This window comes from Mycobacterium sp. (assembly GCF_032159775.1).
In the GTDB taxonomy this organism is placed as follows: domain Bacteria; phylum Actinomycetota; class Actinomycetes; order Mycobacteriales; family Mycobacteriaceae; genus Mycobacterium.
Genome location: NZ_JAVHWK010000131.1, coordinates 13,431 through 28,918 on the forward strand (window position 1 = coordinate 13,431; position 15,488 = coordinate 28,918).

The 15,488-nt window shown below is 66.1% G+C and carries 20 protein-coding genes; 7 read left to right on the forward strand and 13 right to left on the reverse strand.

Annotation, left to right across the window (positions count from 1 at the left end):
• Positions 1 to 47 precede the first annotated feature (47 nt).
• The 4 genes from QOJ24_RS16675 to QOJ24_RS16690 form a co-directional block, all read right to left on the reverse strand.
• Positions 48 to 662 carry a pyridoxamine 5'-phosphate oxidase family protein gene (locus QOJ24_RS16675; RefSeq protein ID WP_526263127.1) on the reverse strand — a complete coding sequence of 205 codons (615 nt, stop codon included), beginning with the start codon at positions 660 to 662 and terminating at the stop codon, positions 48 to 50.
• Positions 663 to 891: 229 nt separating this feature from the next.
• Positions 892 to 1,404 (reverse strand): hypothetical protein, encoded by a 513-nt coding sequence (locus tag QOJ24_RS16680; RefSeq protein ID WP_526263128.1) that lies wholly within the window; start codon positions 1,402 to 1,404, stop codon positions 892 to 894.
• Positions 1,405 to 1,419: 15 nt separating this feature from the next.
• Positions 1,420 to 2,541: an o-succinylbenzoate--CoA ligase gene (gene menE, locus QOJ24_RS16685; protein WP_526263130.1), complete on the reverse strand. Its 1,122-nt coding sequence runs from the start codon at positions 2,539 to 2,541 to the stop codon at positions 1,420 to 1,422.
• A 20-nt stretch (positions 2,542 to 2,561) separates the two neighbouring features.
• Positions 2,562 to 2,864: a DUF3349 domain-containing protein gene (locus QOJ24_RS16690; RefSeq protein WP_526263132.1), complete on the reverse strand. Its 303-nt coding sequence runs from the start codon at positions 2,862 to 2,864 to the stop codon at positions 2,562 to 2,564.
• 230 nt (positions 2,865 to 3,094) lie between these two features.
• Here QOJ24_RS16690 and QOJ24_RS16695 point away from each other — a divergent pair, with 230 nt between their 5' ends.
• The 3 genes from QOJ24_RS16695 to QOJ24_RS16705 are packed head-to-tail and all read left to right on the forward strand — an operon-like array spanning position 3,095 to position 4,977.
• Entirely contained in the window at positions 3,095 to 4,339 is a 1,245-nt protein-coding gene (locus QOJ24_RS16695) for an inorganic phosphate transporter (RefSeq protein ID WP_526263134.1), read from the forward strand.
• 30 nt (positions 4,340 to 4,369) lie between these two features.
• The gene (locus QOJ24_RS16700; RefSeq protein ID WP_526263136.1) at positions 4,370 to 4,654 is read left to right on the forward strand and encodes a hypothetical protein; all 285 of its coding nucleotides are present in this window, start codon (positions 4,370 to 4,372) and stop codon (positions 4,652 to 4,654) included.
• Between the two features lie 11 nt (positions 4,655 to 4,665).
• On the forward strand, positions 4,666 to 4,977 hold the full coding sequence (locus QOJ24_RS16705; RefSeq protein ID WP_526263138.1) for a DUF3349 domain-containing protein: 312 nt from the start codon (positions 4,666 to 4,668) through the stop codon (positions 4,975 to 4,977).
• 20 nt (positions 4,978 to 4,997) lie between these two features.
• Here QOJ24_RS16705 and QOJ24_RS16710 read toward each other — a convergent pair whose 3' ends face one another.
• A complete protein-coding gene (locus QOJ24_RS16710; RefSeq protein ID WP_526263140.1) occupies positions 4,998 to 5,369 on the reverse strand; it encodes a VOC family protein in 372 nt (123 codons plus the stop codon).
• 44 nt (positions 5,370 to 5,413) lie between these two features.
• Complete coding sequence (locus QOJ24_RS16715; protein WP_526263142.1) at positions 5,414 to 6,298, reverse strand: SDR family oxidoreductase; 885 nt, start codon at positions 6,296 to 6,298, stop codon at positions 5,414 to 5,416.
• 115 nt (positions 6,299 to 6,413) lie between these two features.
• Between QOJ24_RS16715 and QOJ24_RS16720 the strand changes: the two genes are divergently transcribed.
• A complete protein-coding gene (locus QOJ24_RS16720) occupies positions 6,414 to 6,923 on the forward strand; it encodes a pyridoxamine 5'-phosphate oxidase family protein (RefSeq protein WP_526263144.1) in 510 nt (169 codons plus the stop codon).
• 192 nt (positions 6,924 to 7,115) lie between these two features.
• Positions 7,116 to 8,105: a TerC/Alx family metal homeostasis membrane protein gene (locus QOJ24_RS16725; protein ID WP_526263146.1), complete on the forward strand. Its 990-nt coding sequence runs from the start codon at positions 7,116 to 7,118 to the stop codon at positions 8,103 to 8,105.
• Between the two features lie 5 nt (positions 8,106 to 8,110).
• Here the strand turns inward: QOJ24_RS16725 and QOJ24_RS16730 are convergent, their stop codons facing one another.
• From QOJ24_RS16730 to fadD8, 6 genes are all read right to left on the reverse strand, one after another.
• Positions 8,111 to 9,022 (reverse strand): 1,4-dihydroxy-2-naphthoyl-CoA synthase, encoded by a 912-nt coding sequence (locus QOJ24_RS16730; protein ID WP_526263148.1) that lies wholly within the window; start codon positions 9,020 to 9,022, stop codon positions 8,111 to 8,113.
• On the reverse strand, positions 9,019 to 9,480 hold the full coding sequence (locus QOJ24_RS16735) for a nitroreductase family deazaflavin-dependent oxidoreductase (protein WP_526263150.1): 462 nt from the start codon (positions 9,478 to 9,480) through the stop codon (positions 9,019 to 9,021). Before QOJ24_RS16735 ends, QOJ24_RS16730 begins: the two co-directional genes overlap by 4 nt.
• Before the next feature lie 9 nt (positions 9,481 to 9,489).
• On the reverse strand, positions 9,490 to 9,951 hold the full coding sequence (locus QOJ24_RS16740; RefSeq protein WP_526263152.1) for a nitroreductase family deazaflavin-dependent oxidoreductase: 462 nt from the start codon (positions 9,949 to 9,951) through the stop codon (positions 9,490 to 9,492).
• Positions 9,952 to 9,960: 9 nt separating this feature from the next.
• Positions 9,961 to 10,653 (reverse strand): HAD family hydrolase, encoded by a 693-nt coding sequence (locus QOJ24_RS16745; RefSeq protein ID WP_526263154.1) that lies wholly within the window; start codon positions 10,651 to 10,653, stop codon positions 9,961 to 9,963.
• A 140-nt stretch (positions 10,654 to 10,793) separates the two neighbouring features.
• On the reverse strand, positions 10,794 to 12,011 hold the full coding sequence (locus tag QOJ24_RS16750; RefSeq protein WP_526263199.1) for an RNA polymerase sigma factor: 1,218 nt from the start codon (positions 12,009 to 12,011) through the stop codon (positions 10,794 to 10,796).
• Between the two features lie 84 nt (positions 12,012 to 12,095).
• On the reverse strand, positions 12,096 to 13,694 hold the full coding sequence (gene fadD8 / locus QOJ24_RS16755; RefSeq protein ID WP_526263156.1) for a fatty-acid--CoA ligase FadD8: 1,599 nt from the start codon (positions 13,692 to 13,694) through the stop codon (positions 12,096 to 12,098).
• Between the two features lie 27 nt (positions 13,695 to 13,721).
• On the opposite strand from fadD8, the gene QOJ24_RS16760 reads away from it, so the two are divergent.
• On the forward strand, positions 13,722 to 14,003 hold the full coding sequence (locus QOJ24_RS16760; RefSeq protein ID WP_526263158.1) for a DUF3253 domain-containing protein: 282 nt from the start codon (positions 13,722 to 13,724) through the stop codon (positions 14,001 to 14,003).
• A 76-nt stretch (positions 14,004 to 14,079) separates the two neighbouring features.
• Here QOJ24_RS16760 and QOJ24_RS16765 read toward each other — a convergent pair whose 3' ends face one another.
• Positions 14,080 to 14,547: a YciI family protein gene (locus QOJ24_RS16765; protein WP_526263160.1), complete on the reverse strand. Its 468-nt coding sequence runs from the start codon at positions 14,545 to 14,547 to the stop codon at positions 14,080 to 14,082.
• Positions 14,548 to 14,748: 201 nt separating this feature from the next.
• Here QOJ24_RS16765 and QOJ24_RS16770 point away from each other — a divergent pair, with 201 nt between their 5' ends.
• Positions 14,749 to 15,486 (forward strand): hypothetical protein, encoded by a 738-nt coding sequence (locus tag QOJ24_RS16770; protein ID WP_526263162.1) that lies wholly within the window; start codon positions 14,749 to 14,751, stop codon positions 15,484 to 15,486.
• The last annotated feature ends 2 nt before the right edge of the window (positions 15,487 to 15,488 follow it).

Sequence of the window (15,488 nt, forward strand, 5' to 3'; positions counted from 1 at the left end):
TTCACCACCGGTGCCGACATTCCGGTCGACGGGGGCATCAACCAGATCTAGTACAGCATCGTGCGGTAGTTGTCCTCGGCGTAGTACTTTTCCAGCTCGTCGAGGCTGATGTCGGTCTTGAACGCCTGGGCCAACCGCGCGGCACTGGGCACAGCGGTCGGATTCCAGCTCTCCGGTTTCCAGGTGTCGGACCGTAGAAATGCTTTGGCGCAGTGGAAGAACACTTCCTCGACGTCGATCTCCAGTGCCAGGATCGGCCGCTTTCCCTGCACCACCATCTCGTCGAAGTAGTCCGCGTCGGCGAGAATGCGTGCAGACCCGTTGATTCGCAGGGTGTCCCCTCGACCCGGAATCAGAAACAGCGTGCCCACGTGAGGGCGCTGGAGCACATTGAGGTAGCCGTCCACTCGCTTGTTGCCCGGCCGCTCCGGAATCGCGATCGTGGCGTCGTCGATGACATGCACGAAGCCCGGCGGATCGCCCTTGGGTGACACGTCGACGCGGCCGTCCGCGTCCGTCGTCGCCACGAAGCACAGCGGCGAGTGCGCGAGCCAATCCTGCTGCGCGGTGGAGAGGCGCCTGCCGACCTTGTTCGCGACGTAGTGGTTGGGCTGCCCGACGACCTTCCGCAGGTCCTCGACGTTGGTGACTTCACGACGCATGGCTACATCATGCTCGACGGAAGTTCATTTGTGCGACGTCCTTTTCTGCGACACTGCGCCGATGACCGACGTCGTGCGACCGCCCGCCACCACCCTCAACGACGCGCCCCGAAAGCGGCCGCAGCGCGGACATGACACCGACGGCCGGTGACGAGGCCTGGCGGCACCGCATGATGACGATCGGGCACGACCCGCTGAAGCCGGTTCCCGCCTGAGAGCGCTCAGCGCCTCACAGGGGTTCGCAGGTAGGTGTCAAGCCCGAGAAGTGCACCGCGGGCATACCGTCGACGGTGACGAAATCGGTTCCGGGAGACCATGTTGTGTCCGGCTTGATCCACGGAGGCACACCGTGCGGGTAGGCGATCGTCAGGTCGCTGTAGAACTCCACGTCCTGCGGGCACGCGGCACTGCGTGACGGCACCGGGTTCCAGGCGTGCACGATGATGGGGTTGACGAGCGTAGCGCCCTGTGCGCAGTTGGGCTGGCACTCGACCGAGCTGTCGGTGCCGGTTCCCTGTGCCCCGTCGGCCCCCCAAGCGCTCCAGGTCATGTCCTGTATGACGCCGGTGTTGTTGCAGTTGTACGCGAACGATGTGGGCCGTCCCTCCACGGGCTGACCTGGGTCGTAGCACTTGCCGATCGCGTAAGTGGTGGTGTCCAGGTCCGCAGGATCCGCTGAGGCGGGCGCGGCCGCGGCGAGGACGGCGGACGCGGCTGCGGCGACCGCAAGTGTACGAATCATTTCTTCGATGCTAGCTCAGTCGCCGAATTCAGCGATCAGCTTGCGTCGGTCCACTTTGCCGATGCCGCGTCGGGGAAGCTCATCGACGATGTGCACCTCGCGCGGCGCGGCCGTCGGGTCCAGCGTCGTCTTGACGTGGGTTCGCAGTTCGGACAGCGTCGGAGGCGCGTAACCGTCGGCTGCCACCACAGCGGCGACCACCCGCTGGCCCAAGGTCGCGTCGGGAACGCCGAAAACCGCGCAGTCGGCCACCCGAGGATGTGACGCCAACGCCGTCTCAACCAGGTGCGGAAAGACGGTGAGCCCGCCGGTGCTGATCGCGTCATCGGTCCTACCGAGTACCCGCAGCACACCCGAACTATCAAGAGCGCCAACGTCATCGGTGACGAACCAGCCGGGTTCGGCGAACGGATCCGGTTCCGGCGGATTTCGGTACCCCTTGGCCAGGGTGGCGCCACCGAGGGCGATTCGACCATCCGAACCGATGCGTACCAGCACTCCGTCCAGCGCAACGCCGTCGTACACGCACCCGCCCGCCGTCTCGCTCATGCCGTACGTCTGGTGTACCGAAAGCTGTTCTGCGGCAGCCTTTTCCGCAATACGCGGGGGCATCGGGCCGCCTCCGATCAAGATGGCGTCCAGTTCGGCGAGCGCAGCGCATGCCGACGGATCCGCCAGCGCCTTGTCCAGTTGCGCAGCCACCAGCGACGCGTAGCGGGGGCCGGGCCCCATCGCCGCAACCGCCGCGGGCAGTTCAGACACCTCGAACCGGGGCGAAACGGCGACCGGCGCGCGACCCGCAATCACGCTGCGCACCAACACCTGCAACCCTGCGACGTGATGGGCGGGCAACGCGAGCAGCCACCTGCCCGGACCGCCGAGTCGCCGGTGCGTGGCATCCGCGCTGGCTGTCAGCGCGGCGCCGGTGAGCATCGCGCCCTTCGGATGGCCTGTGGTTCCCGACGTCGAGACGACGACCGCAACATCGTCGTCGATTTCTTCGCCGGCCCTCAATGAGGTTGTCAGCAAACGGGTTTGGCGGTCATCGTCGGCGGGAACGGGCAGCATCGCGGACTCGCCGGCCAACACTGACTCCACGATGGGCAGCACCGACAATGCCGCCGGTCCTGGCGGCACGGGGACGGGGCGGAGGACGGCTATTCCGTCTCCTCGGCATCCCGGGGATCGTCGAGCGGCCAGCCCTTGGCGGCCAGCCGGGCACGGACCCGTTCGACGTCTGCGGGTGTGGGCAGTCCGTCGGTGAGCTGGGTGATCAAAACCCCGATGTCCACATGGTCGAACTCGCCGCGATTCGTCAATTCCTTTGTGACCGCCTTGACCTCGTCCTCGGTCAGGCGTTGCCTCATCAGAGCGAACAGGGGGACGCGGTCCGGGCCAGGCACGCCGTCGGGATATCCCGCGGTGATCCACGCGACGATCTTGGTGAGAAATTTGTTCACCGTTTTGCACTCCCGACGGCGTGGCTGACCGAAACTGACACTACGAAAGCACGATAGTGGAAACACCGCTTCGGCGGCCCGGGTCGTCGCCGCAGGCAAACATGCCCGAGACGGAAGGTGAACAGTGAATGAACACCTACCGGGATACGGCAAAGTGCCTGTTCGGAAGGGGCCTTTAGGGTGACTAGCGGCTGGTCAAATCCATTGAGAATCCATCAGAATTGGCAATCATGAGCGCAGAGATGATCATCCTGGTGCTGCTGATCGTTACGGCACTGGCGTTCGACTTCACCAACGGCTTCCACGACACCGGGAACGCGATGGCGACGTCGATCGCCACCGGCGCATTGAAGCCCAAGACGGCCGTGCTGCTGGCAGGCGTTCTCAACCTGGTCGGTGCGTTCCTGTCGGTTGAGGTCGCGGTCACCGTGACCACGTCGGTGTTGAAGGTGCAGGACAGCAAGACCGGCGCACTCATCCCCAACATCGACGCGTCCATGGGCCTGACGATCATCTTCGCCGGCCTGATCGGCGGAATTCTCTGGAACCTGCTCACCTGGCTGTTCGGCATTCCGTCCAGCTCGTCGCACGCGCTGTTCGGCGGGTTGATCGGCGCCGGCCTTGCCGCACTCGGTATGGCGGGCGTGAACTGGAGCGGCGTCACCTCGAAGGTGCTGATTCCGGCGATCGCCGCGCCCTTGATCGCATGCCTGGTCGCCGGATGCGGCACCTGGCTGGTGTACCGGATCACCCGCAGCGTGCTGCAGAAGCGGCGTGAACAGGGCTTCCGATGGGGCCAGATCGCCACCGCCTCGCTGGTCGCGCTGTCGCACGGCACCAACGACGCGCAGAAGACGATGGGCGTCATTGCGCTCGCGCTCATCACCACCGGCCACCTCACCGGCGATGTGAAGAAAGACGGCCTGCCGTTCTGGATCATCTTCAGCTGCGCGTTGGCCATCGGCCTCGGCACCTACATCGGAGGCTGGCGGGTGATCCGGACCCTCGGAAAGGGTCTTGTCGAAATCGAGTCGCCGCAAGGCTTCGCCGCCGAAGCATCCTCGGCCGCAATCATTTTGAGCTCCAGTGCCGCCGGTATGGCGCTGTCGACCACGCACGTCGCGACGGGCTCGATCCTGGGCAGCGGCGTCGGCAAGCCCGGCGCGGAGGTGCGTTGGGCGGTTGCGGGCCGGATGGCCATCGCATGGTTGATCACGCTGCCCGCCGCAGGCATCATGGGCGCACTGTCCTACTGGCTCTCCCACGGCGTCAAGTCGCTCACCGGTTCCGACCTCGTCGGTGACGGGCTGATCTTCGTCATCCTGTGCGCGCTGTCCTCCTACATCTGGTGGCGCGCCCAGAAGCAGAAGGTCGACAGCAGCAACGTCAACGCCGATTGGGACGCCACGACCAACTCGGTCGTTCCGGCAGAAGTGCGCGAAGCCACTAAGCCCAAGGACACGTCCGCGGTCTGACCGCGCTGATCCCTGAAACAAAGGAAGACGATGACCTACTTCGAAAGCATCTTCAAGGTGCTGATCATCGGGCTCGTTCTCGGCGCCGGTCTGCCCGCAGTCTTCGCCGGAGGACTGGTGGCCTACTCCAACGGGGCAGGCGTCACGGAGGCCGACGGCACCACCCATTCGTCCAACCCGGCGATGAAGTACTTCGGTATAGCGCTGTTCGTGTTTGTCGCGTGGGTGATCATCACCGCTGTCGTCTGGATCACCAGGGCGACGATCCTCCACCATTTCGGCTTCGATCCGTTCCCGTTCATGCCCAAGAAGTGACTGGAGATCACATGACCGAGACAAACCAGGGCGTATTGAGCAACGTCCTCGGATGGCTGCACCAGGGATATCCCGAGGGTGTGCCGCAGAAGGACTACTTTGCGCTGCTTGCTCTCTTGAAGCGGTCGTTGACCGAGGATGAGGTCGTCCAGGCTGCGCAGGCGGTCCTCAAGAAATCGGCCGCGACCGACTCCGTGAGCGAGGACGAGATCCGCACCGCCGTGCACAACCTGATCGCCAAGGAGCCGAACCCGGAGGAGATCCACCAGGTCGCGGCTCGGCTGGCCTCCGTCGGTTGGCCACTGGCGGACTGCTCACACTGAACTGGTTCACGCCGGCGGCGTCAGTTCCTTGTGTCGCGGCGCAGCGGATGGTTCTCGGGAACCTGCACGAAGATCAGCATGACGCCGTCGGGATCGGCCACATGCATCTCGTGCAGGCCCCAGGGCTCTTGCCGGGCTTCGCGCGCGATGGGAACACCGCGGTCGGTCAGTTCCTTCTCGGTGGCGTAGACGTCGCGCACCTGCAGCCACAGCGCGCCGCTCGCGTTCGGTTCCCCGTGGCCGGCCAGTTCGATCAGTGATTGACCCGCGTAGAAGACGGTGCCCGCCCCGTAGTCGCGGGCGATCGCGAGGCCGAGTTCGTCGCGGTAGAACCGCACCGAGCGGTCATAGTCGGCGGGCCGCAGGAGCATCCTGCTCGCCAGGATCTCCATGACTCTGGTTTATCACGTCCCATGCGCGATCCGGCACAGGGGCGTCAGGCGCCCGGCTGTAGCCGCTGCCGCTTGATCAGCGCGTTGAGCCAGCCGGGGGCGACGGTGTCGAGAGCTCTGGCGGTCACGGCCATCCGCGGGGCGATGCGCACCGGCCGAACACGGGCGGCGGTCACCATCCAGTCGGCGGCCTCGGCGGGCGTGAGTGCAGGCAGCCCGGTGTACGCCTTCGTCGGCGCGATCATCGGAGTCGCCACCAGCGGGTAGTACAGCGTCGTCGAATGCACCCCGCTGTGCGCCCATTCGGTTTCGATGACCCTGCTCACCGCCGACAACGCCGCCTTCGACGCGTTGTAAACCGCGAACAGTGGGGTGGATTCGCTCAGCACCCCCCAGCTCGCGACGTTGATGACGTGGCCGTCGCCGCGTTCGAGCATGCCCGGAGCGAGGGCGCGGATCAGCCGCAGCGGCGAGTAGTAGTTGAGGGTCATCGTGCGCTCGACGTCGTGCCAGCGCTCCAGCGACTCGGCCAGCGGGCGACGGATCGACCGGCCCGCGTTGTTGACCAGAATGTCCACGCCGCCGATTTCCTTTTCCACTCGGGCGGCGAGTGCGTCGACGGCGTCCAGGTCGGCGAGGTCGCAGTCGATGGCGAGCGCGTCGCCGCCGTCGGCGCGGATCCGGTCGGCGACGTCGTCCAACAGGTCCCTACGGCGGGCGACGATGACGACGGTGGCGCCAAGGCGGGCGAACTTGATAGCTGCCGCCTCACCGATGCCCGACGATGCGCCGGTGATCAGGATGCGCTTGCCGTCGAGGTCGATGTCGCGCTGGCCGGCCCGGCGGGACATCAACTGCGGAGCGATCGGTGGTCGCATGCTGGCCAGCACCAGCTCGTCGGTCAGCCGCCGCAGTGGGCTTCTACTCACCCGCAGAGTCTATGAACCTCCGCGAAACGGAATTCCAGCACCGCCCTTCTCGCACTTCTGGTGCTGGAATTCCGTTTCGCGATGAATCGGGCGCCTGCGCAGGGTCGGTATGGGTATGGCGATCAAGGGAAAGCTCGATACCCGGTTCAGCGAAGCCTCCGAAGCCGTCGGCTGGCAGCGAGTCAGCGACGCGCTCGCGTCCGCCGAGCTCTACTGGCTGACCACCGTGCGCGCCGACGCACGACCGCACATCACCCCGCTCGTCGGGGCGTGGGTGGACGGCGCCTTCGTGTTCTGCACCGGCCCCGAAGAGCAGAAGGCGCAGAACCTCAACCGCAACACGGCGGTGGCCGTCACGACAGGTGTCAACACATGGAACGACGGGCTCGATGTGGTCGTCGAAGGCAACGCGCAACGGGTCACCGGTATCGACAGGTTGACCAAACTCGCCGACACCATCCGCGAAAAGTACCACGGCGACTGGGATTACACGCCGACCGACGACGGCTTCAGCCACTCCGACGAAGGCGGCGAGAGTCACATCGCGCATGTCTTCCGCGTGCCACCCGGCAAAGTGCTTGCGTTCGCGAAGTCACCGCACGGGCAGACGACGTTCCGCTTCTAGGGCGCCTTGGGACGCGACAAGTTCTGGAACGCGGACTATAGTTCTGCATGTTCGTGAAGGGGAGTATTCCTCCGCGGCACTCGTCGTCATCACGGAAGGCCCCACGGCCGACCCGGCGGTGCCGGTCTCTGGCGAGTGCCAGAGGCGGAAGAGACCTTCGGGCCGTTGCGTCATGCCGTCCGGAGGTCGACCGTGATTTCAGCCGTATCCCCTTTGATTTGGATCATCACCGTCGTGGTGCTGGTCGCGATCATGGTCATCGACCTGGCGGTCATCGGCAGGCGACAGCGCACGGTCACCACCAAGGACGCCGTCCGTTGGGTCCTCGTGTACATCGGCCTCGCGGCGGTGTTCGCCGTCGGGCTCTTCGTCTTCGCGCCGGGCTCCAGTGGGCAGGAGTTCGTCGCCGGCTACATCACCGAGTACAGCCTGAGCGTGGACAACCTGTTCGTGTTCATGATCATCATGGCCCGGTTCGGAGTGCCCGAGTTGGCCGAGGACAAGGTGCTCTACATCGGCATCGTGCTGTCGCTGGTACTCCGTGCCGTGTTCATCTTCGCCGGCGCCGCGGCGATTGCGGCCTGGAGTTGGGTGTTCTACATTCTGGGCGGCTTCCTGGTCTATACGGCGATCCAGTTGGCGCTCGAGGATCCCGACGACGAGCCGGACGTCCACAAGAACCCCGTCTTGCGGTTCCTGCATCGCATCCTCCCGCTCACCGACGACTACGACGGACGCAAGCTCCTCACCCGTGTCGACAAGCGGCGCATGTTCACCCCGCTGGTCATCGTCATCGCCGCGATCGGCATTGCCAACGTCGTGTTCGCGCTGGACTCGATACCGGCGATCTTCGGGCTGACGAACGACGCGTACATCATCTTCACTGCCAACGCGCTGGCGCTGATGGGTCTGCGGCAGTTGTACTTCCTGATCGGCGGGCTCCTGGAGAAGGTCGTCTACCTCAGCAAGGGACTGGCCGTCGTGCTCGGCTTCATCGGGATCAAGCTCATCGTCGAGGCTCTGCACCACTCCCGCCTCGACCACCTGGGCTCGTTCCATCTGCCCGAGATCGGAATCGTCACGTCGCTGTTGTTCATCGTCGCGACGCTGACCGTCACGACGGTGGTCAGCCTGCTCAAGACGGGCCGCGATGCCCGCCGCGCCGCCGCCGCCGCCGAGTGATTTCGCTAGAAGTAGCGGGGGAACGGGCTCCAGTCGGGGTCGCGCTTCTCCAGGAACGCGTCGCGGCCCTCGACGGCCTCGTCGGTCATGTACGCCAATCGCGTTGCCTCACCGGCGAATAGCTGTTGGCCCACCAGACCGTCGTCGCTCAGGTTGAACGCGTACTTGAGCATCCGAACGGCCTGCGGCGACTTGCCGTTGATTGTGGTGGCCCAGTCCAGTGCCACCGTCTCCAGGTTCGCGTGGTCGACGACTTCGTTCACCGCGCCCATCGCATGCATCTGCTCCGCGTCGTACGGGCGGCCGAGAAAGAAGATCTCGCGGGCGAACTTCTGCCCCACCTGTTTGGCCAGATACGCACTGCCGTAACCACCGTCGAAGCTGCCGACGTCGGCGTCGGTCTGCTTGAACCGGGCGTGTTCACGGCTGGCAAGGGTGAGGTCGCACACCACGTGCAGGCTGTGCCCGCCGCCTGCGGCCCACCCGTTGACGAGGCAGATGACGACCTTCGGCATGAACCGGATCAGCCGCTGCACCTCGAGGATGTGCAGGCGTCCGGCGCGGGCGACGTCGACGGTGTCGGCGGTATCGCCTTCGGCGTACTGGTAGCCGGTGCGGCCCCGGATGCGTTGGTCGCCACCGGAACAGAACGCCCAGCCGCCGTCCTTCGGCGACGGCCCGTTGCCGGTCAACAGCACGACGCCGACATCGGGTGACATCCGAGCGTGGTCCAGAACCCGGTACAACTCGTCGACGGTGTGCGGGCGGAACGCGTTGCGAACCTCGGGCCGGTCGAACGCCACCCGCACGGTCGGCTGCGGCGCACCGTCGACGACATGGCGGTGATACGTGATGTCGGTCAGCTCGACGCCGGCGACGGGCTGCCAGCGCGCGGCGTCAAAAGGGTTCTCGCTCATGGGCTTACCGGATCGAAGCGGAAGACGGGACAGCGGCCGGCCAGTGCCTCGTACTCGTCGGGGTTGGGTCCCGTCACCAGGCCCGCGTTCTTGAGAAAGCTCACACCGGTCGGCACCTCGGTCGGGAACAGCCGCAGCAGCGGCCGGGCCTCCTCGGGTGAAAGTTCCGCCAACCGAACCTGTTCGGTGTTTCGACCCTGGCGCAGTTCGACGACGCCGGCGGCGCGTACGTTGGCCGCCCAGTCGCCGCCGGGTAGGCCCCCGAGCACATACCGTGTGCCGTCGACGGTCATCGGGGTGATCGGCGTCGAGCGCAGCTTGCCCGATTTGCGGCCGCGGACCGTCAGGATCACCGGCCCCTTACCACCGAATCCGAAACCGAGCCGCTGAACGCCGATCATCACTTTGTTGACGTACTTCAGCCACCGCGGCGGCCGAATGCGCTCGCTGTTGGACATACCGCGACGCTACGTGACCGGCTCGATGCGGAACACCGGGCAGCGGCCCGCCAAGCCCTCGGCCTCCTCGGGGGTGCCCTCGGTGAGGAGGCCGACCCGCTTCATCAGATCCGCCCCGGTGGGCACTGCGGCCGGAAACGCCCGCAGCACCGGGCGCGCATCCTCGGGCGCCAACTCCACCATTCGAACCCGCTCGGTCCGTCTGCCCTGCGTGAGCGTGACCTCACCCGCGGCGCGTACGTTGTCGACCCAGTCCGCACCGGGATAGCCGTTGACGACGTAGCGCTTTTCGTCGACATCCATCGGCGTGACCGGCGTCGAGCGCGGCTTACCCGTCTTGCGGCCGGGCACCGTCAGCACCACCGGTGACTCGACGCGGGAAATCGGCACGCCGAGCCGCAGCATGACCATGAACACCTTGTTGACCGGCTTGAGCCACCGCGGTGGCCGGATGCGCTCGCCGTCGGGCATGTCCCGACGCTACTGCTTGTGCAGGTCGATGCCGTAGCCGGTCAGCGCGCTGCGCAGGCCGTGGGGTCGCTGCGCGGTCGGCAGCGGGTCGACCAGCAAGAACCCGCAGCCGAGTGCCCGGGCGCCGCCGTCGGCTTCCTCGCTGTCGCCGACCATCACCGTGTACTCGGGCATTTCGCCCAGCCGTGTCAGCGCGGTCTGGAAGATCGCGGCCGACGGCTTGACCGCGCCTACCTCGAACGACAGCACGAAGTCGTCGACGTGCTCAGCCGCGCCGATCGCCTCGAACGCGGGTCGGACGTCGAAGGCGATGTTGGAGACCACCGCGGTCTTGATGCCCTGACGATGAAGGCTCTCGAGCACCTCTGCGGTGTCGGGATACGGGGTCCACGACCCAGGGTTGATCACCCGCTCGTAGAGCGCGACGGCGTGCTCGTCGGGAAGTCCCGACTTGCGCAGCACATGCAGATACGCCTCGCGGTGCAGATGTGGCGCCAGGTCGCGATTGACCCACGCTTCATACGCCTGCGGGGTCATGTCGACCGAGCGACCGGTCGGGGCGGTGAGCCTGCGCATCAACTCGGCCTGCACGTGTCCGTCGACCTCGCGCTCGTCGACGGTCATGCCCTCGAACCAGCTGTCGTCCTCTTCGAGGCGGAACAGGGTGCCCGAATAGTCGAACATCACGGCACGTACCTGCATGCCGGAATCCTGTCACGGCGCGCGCGTGTGGAATTCACGGCACCCGTCGGCAATTATCGGATGACGGGCGGCGACACCGACGACGTCTTCGACACAGCGGCCGGTCCCGTCGGTTGCGGCACGCACCGGCGTGCCCGGAACTAGCCCGTCTGCACCCGAACAGCTTTGTCGGTCAATACCTCTCGCTCGCGCTCGTTGTCGGTGAGTTCGGCGGCCCTGACGAATTCGGCTGCGGCTTCGTCGTTGCGGCCGACGCGGGCCAGCAGCTCCCCGCGCACGCTGGGCAGCAGATAGGACCCGTCGAGCCCGGTCAGCCCGTCGACGATCTCGAGCGCCACGCGGGGCCCTTCGGTGGGGTCAGCCATCGCGACCGCGACGGCCCGGTTCAGCTCGACGATCGGGGAGGGCGCGATCTGTATCAATCCGTCGTACAGCGTGACGATCCGGCGCCAGTCGGTGTCGCGAGCCGTCGGCGCGCTTGCGTGGCATTCGGCCAGCGCGGCCTGCAACGCATAGGGTCCCCAGCCGGTGCCCCGCTTTTCGACGGCCTGCGCGGCGCGCTCCAGCGCAGCGATCCCGCGCCCGATCTGCGCACGATCCCACTTCGTGCGGTTCTGGTCCTCCAGCAGGATCGGTGTGCCGTCCGCGTCGGTGCGCGCCCCGAACCGCGACGACTGAAACTCCATCAACGACACCAGCCCGTGCACCTCGGGTTCGTCGGGCACCAGAGCGGCGAGCACCCGGCCGAGGCGCAGCGCCTCGGTACACAACTCGTCGCGGACCCAGCGTTGACCGAACGAGGCCGAGTAGCCCTCGTTGTAGATCAGGTAGATCACCGACAGCACGGCCGACAGCCGCTGCGGAAACTCCGATCGGTCGGGCACCTCGAACGGCACGTCGGCCGCCGCAAGCGTCTTCTTGGCTCTGGTGATCCGCGCCGCGACCGTCGGCGTCGACGTCAGGAACGCCCTGGCGATCTCGTCGGTGCTCAGGCCGCCGACCACGCGCAGGGTCAGCGCGATCTGGCCTTCGCGAGACAAGACCGGGTGAGACGAGATGAAGATCAGCCGCAGCACGTCGTCGTCGATCCGGTCGGGATCCCAAGCGGGCCCGTCGATTCGGGTCTCCAGATCGCGCGCCAGCGTCGCGTACTTGGCGTCCAGGCTGTCCTGCCTTCGCCAGGTGTCGATCGCCTTGCGTTTGGCAACGGTGGTCAGCCACGCGCCCGCGTTGCGCGGCACGCCGGTGTCCGGCCACTGGGTCAGCGCGTCCACCAGCGCCTCCTGCGCCAGATCCTCGGCGAGCCCGACGTCGCCGACAACCCTGGTCAGCGTGGCCACGATCCTGGCGGCCTCCATTCGCCACACCGCGTCGACGGTCTGGCGGATCTCAGTCGATGACACGTGCCCATTGTGCCGAGGGGTCACCTCGCGGCGGAGAAGTCAGCCGACGGCGCGGCCTGCACCCTCCCAGAACTGTGCGCGCACGGCCTTCTTGTCCGGCTTGCCCAATGCGGTCACCGGCACCGAGTCGACGACGATCACCTGCTTGGGCGACTGCACCGAACCCTTGCGGTCCTTGACGGCGGACTGGATCTCGGCGGTCACCTTCGCCACCGCCTCGTCATCAGTCGGTGCATCGGGCCGCAACACGATGACGGCGGTCACCGCCTCACCCCACTTCTCGTCGGGGGTGCCGATGACACAGACCTGTGCGACCGAAGGATGTTCGGCGACAACGTCTTCGACTTCGCGGGGGAACACGTTGAAGCCGCCGGTGACGATCATGTCCTTGGTGCGGTCGACGATGTACCAGAAGCCGTCCTCGTCTTCGCGGGCCAGATCGCCGGTGTGCATCCAGCCGTCGCGGAACGTCTCGGCCGTCGCCTCCGGTTTGTTCAAATACCCGCCCGACAGCAGAGGACCGGAAACGCAGATCTCGCCGACCTCGCCTTGGGGCACCGGCTGGCCGTCCTCGCCGAGCAGTGCCGTACGGGCGAACAATGTCGGACGCCCGCATGAGGTCAGCCGCTTCTCGTCGTGGTCGGCCTTGGCCAGATAGGTGATCACCATCGGCGCCTCGGACTGGCCGTAGTACTGCGCGAAGATCGGCCCGAACCGCGCGATCGCCTCCTTGAGGCGGACGGGGTTCATTGCCGACGCCCCGTAGTACACCGTCTCCAGCGACGACAGGTCGCGGGTATGCGAGTCCGGGTGATCCATCAGTGCGTAGATCATCGACGGCACCAGCATCGTCGCTGTGATCTTCTGTTCTTCAATGGTTTTGAGCACCTCGGCTGGATCGAACTTGGCCAGCACAACCATCTCGCCGCCCTTGACGATCGTCGGCACGAAGAATGCCGCACCGGCATGCGACAGCGGGGTGCACATCAGGAACTTGGGATTCTCCGGCCACTCCCATTCGGCGAGCTGGATCGTCGTCATCGTGCTGGTGGCCTGGGCGGTCATCATGACGCCCTTGGGCTTGCCGGTCGTGCCGCCCGTGAACGCGAGCCCCGTCACGGTGTCCGGTGCCAACTCCGCGGCGACCAACGGCTGCGGGGCGTACTTCGCTGCCTCGGCGTTCAGATCGACCGCGACGTCGGAGAGCTCCGGCGGCACCGGCCCAATGGTCAGGATCTGCTTGAGACCCGGCACCTTCTCCAGCAGACCCAGCGCCCGTTCCACGAACATCGGGTTGGGGTCGATGATCAGCGACGTGATCCCGGCGTCGTTCAGCACGTAGGCGTGGTCATCCAGCGACCCGAGCGGGTGCAGGGCGGTTCGTCGATAGCCCTGCGTCTGGCCGGCGCCGACGATCATCAGCACCTCGGGCCGGTTCAGCGCCAGCAGGCCGACAGCCGCGCCTGTGCCGGCACCGAGTGCCTCGAACGCCTGGATGTACTGGCTGATGCGATCGGCCAGCTGGCCACCGGTCAGGGTGGTGTCGCCGAGGAACAGCACCGGCTTGTTCTTGTTGCGCTTGAGGGCATCAACCGTCAGGTGGCCGGAGTGCAGAGGATGGCGCAGCAGGTCGCTCATGCCTTCAGATTAGAACGTGTTACAGAAATGGTTTCAAGGGCCGGGCATATCGGCTTGACTGAAAGCGTGAATCAGCAGCTGCGCGCGGCGATCCTCGATCTCGCCCGCGAGCGCGGTCCGGCCAAGACCATCTGTCCGTCCGACGCGGCGCGACAGGTAGGCGGCGATGACTGGCGCGACCTGATGGACGACGCCCGCGACATTGCACGCCAGCTGGCCCGCTCGGGCGACGTGGAGATCTCCCAGAAGGGCGAGGTGCTCGACCCGGACGCTGCCTGGCGCGGACCCATCCGGATCCGCGCCACGTAAACGGCGTCCTCGCGAAACGGAATTCCAGCACGCTGTTACTCGCACTTCCGGTGCTGGAATTCCGTTTCGGCGAGGATCAGCGCGCCAGCTTGTCGGCGTCCGCGCGCGCCTGAGCGGCGATCTTCTCGGCCAGGTCGGCCCGCCACTGGATCTCCTTCTTGATCCACGGGTTGTCCATCGGGAACTCGTCCGACTCGGAGACCCGACGCACCTCGAGCTTCACGCCTTTGCCCAGCGGCGCTTTCTGCGCCCACTGCTTGGCCTCTTCCTTCGAGGACACGTCGAGGATCCAGAACCCGTTGAAAAGCTCCTTGGCCTCGGTGTAAGGCCCGTCGGTGACAACCGGGGGATCGGCGTTGTAGTCGACGACGAAGCCGTCCTCAGGTCCGGTCAGGCCCTCACCGGCCAGCATCACACCGGCCTTGATGAGCTCCTCATTGAACCGGCCCATCGACTCGATGATCTCGCTGAAGTCGATGTTGGCCTCTTGCATCGCGACCTCGGCCTCGGGGGTGGACCGCATGATCAGCATGTAGCGCGACATTTCTGTCTCCTTCGATCTGTGGTGAAGGGGCACGTCCATCGTGCCCTCGTTGACACGTCGAACGACAACCCCGCCGAATCGACACGGCCCGAAAAAAACTTTCAAAAGTCTTCGAGAAAAGCGTGCGAGTCGCGTACGCCCAGCGCTCCTACCCGTGAGAGCAGCCCGAACCGGGAAGCGCCAGCACCAACGGGAGAGATCATGAACGGCTACTACGGCCCCCAGAACAGCTACTACGGCCAGCCCAACACCTACTACGCGCCTGCCCCGCAGCCGCAGTACGCGCCGATGCCGGTCGCGCCGCAGAACTCCGGTTCGGGCATGAAGATGGCCGCGGGCGCGCTGGCCCTGCTGGCCATCGGCATCGGCGCCTTCGCGCTCATGCTCGGCATGAAGAACTCGAACGTGGAGACCACCAGCGCGCAGAGCGCACCGTCGACGGTCTTCAACATCCCTTCGGAGATCAACATCCCGTCGCTGGACACCACCTCGTCGCCGAGCGCCCCGGTCGTGGTGAACAACCCGGCTCCGCGCGTCATCACGATCCCCGGCCAGGCCCCGGTCCAGCAGGCCCCAGTTCAGCAGGCCCCGGTGCAGCAGGCGCCCGTGCAGCAGGCTCCGGTCACCGGCAACGGCGACCAGGCCAAGGCAGATGCGCAGGCTGCGGCTGACGCGCAGGGCAAGGCGGACGCGCAGGCGAAAGCCGACGCGGAAGCGAAGGCGAAAGCAGACGCAGAGACGAAGGCTGCAAACCAGAAGAAGGCCGCCTCGCTCAAAGCTGAAGCCACAAGCTTGCGTGCACAGGCCAACCAGGCGCGTCTGGATGCTTCGTTGCTGAGCCCGGACAAGGATGCGGTGGCCAAGGGCATGGCCGCGGCGGACGCTATCGAGGCTCAGGCCGCCGAGAAGGATGCCGAGGCAGCCGCGCTCGGTGGTTGATC

Bases quoted from the DNA above. Each gene is read 5' to 3' on its own strand.
- QOJ24_RS16750 (WP_526263199.1), bottom strand. From the start codon at position 12,011: ATGGAGGCCGCCAGGATCGTGGCCACGCTGACCAGGGTTGTCGGCGAC.
- QOJ24_RS16675 (WP_526263127.1), bottom strand. From the start codon at position 662: ATGCGTCGTGAAGTCACCAACGTCGAGGACCTGCGGAAGGTCGTCGGG.
- QOJ24_RS16760 (WP_526263158.1), top strand. From the start codon at position 13,722: ATGGTTTCAAGGGCCGGGCATATCGGCTTGACTGAAAGCGTGAATCAG.
- QOJ24_RS16700 (WP_526263136.1), top strand. From the start codon at position 4,370: ATGACCTACTTCGAAAGCATCTTCAAGGTGCTGATCATCGGGCTCGTT.
- QOJ24_RS16735 (WP_526263150.1), bottom strand. From the start codon at position 9,480: ATGTCCAACAGCGAGCGCATTCGGCCGCCGCGGTGGCTGAAGTACGTC.
- QOJ24_RS16720 (WP_526263144.1), top strand. From the start codon at position 6,414: ATGGCGATCAAGGGAAAGCTCGATACCCGGTTCAGCGAAGCCTCCGAA.
- QOJ24_RS16770 (WP_526263162.1), top strand. From the start codon at position 14,749: ATGAACGGCTACTACGGCCCCCAGAACAGCTACTACGGCCAGCCCAAC.
- QOJ24_RS16705 (WP_526263138.1), top strand. From the start codon at position 4,666: ATGACCGAGACAAACCAGGGCGTATTGAGCAACGTCCTCGGATGGCTG.
- QOJ24_RS16710 (WP_526263140.1), bottom strand. From the start codon at position 5,369: ATGGAGATCCTGGCGAGCAGGATGCTCCTGCGGCCCGCCGACTATGAC.
- QOJ24_RS16740 (WP_526263152.1), bottom strand. From the start codon at position 9,951: ATGCCCGACGGCGAGCGCATCCGGCCACCGCGGTGGCTCAAGCCGGTC.
- QOJ24_RS16680 (WP_526263128.1), bottom strand. From the start codon at position 1,404: ATGATTCGTACACTTGCGGTCGCCGCAGCCGCGTCCGCCGTCCTCGCC.
- QOJ24_RS16765 (WP_526263160.1), bottom strand. From the start codon at position 14,547: ATGTCGCGCTACATGCTGATCATGCGGTCCACCCCCGAGGCCGAGGTC.
- QOJ24_RS16745 (WP_526263154.1), bottom strand. From the start codon at position 10,653: ATGCAGGTACGTGCCGTGATGTTCGACTATTCGGGCACCCTGTTCCGC.
- QOJ24_RS16695 (WP_526263134.1), top strand. From the start codon at position 3,095: ATGAGCGCAGAGATGATCATCCTGGTGCTGCTGATCGTTACGGCACTG.
- fadD8 (WP_526263156.1), bottom strand. From the start codon at position 13,694: ATGAGCGACCTGCTGCGCCATCCTCTGCACTCCGGCCACCTGACGGTT.
- QOJ24_RS16730 (WP_526263148.1), bottom strand. From the start codon at position 9,022: ATGAGCGAGAACCCTTTTGACGCCGCGCGCTGGCAGCCCGTCGCCGGC.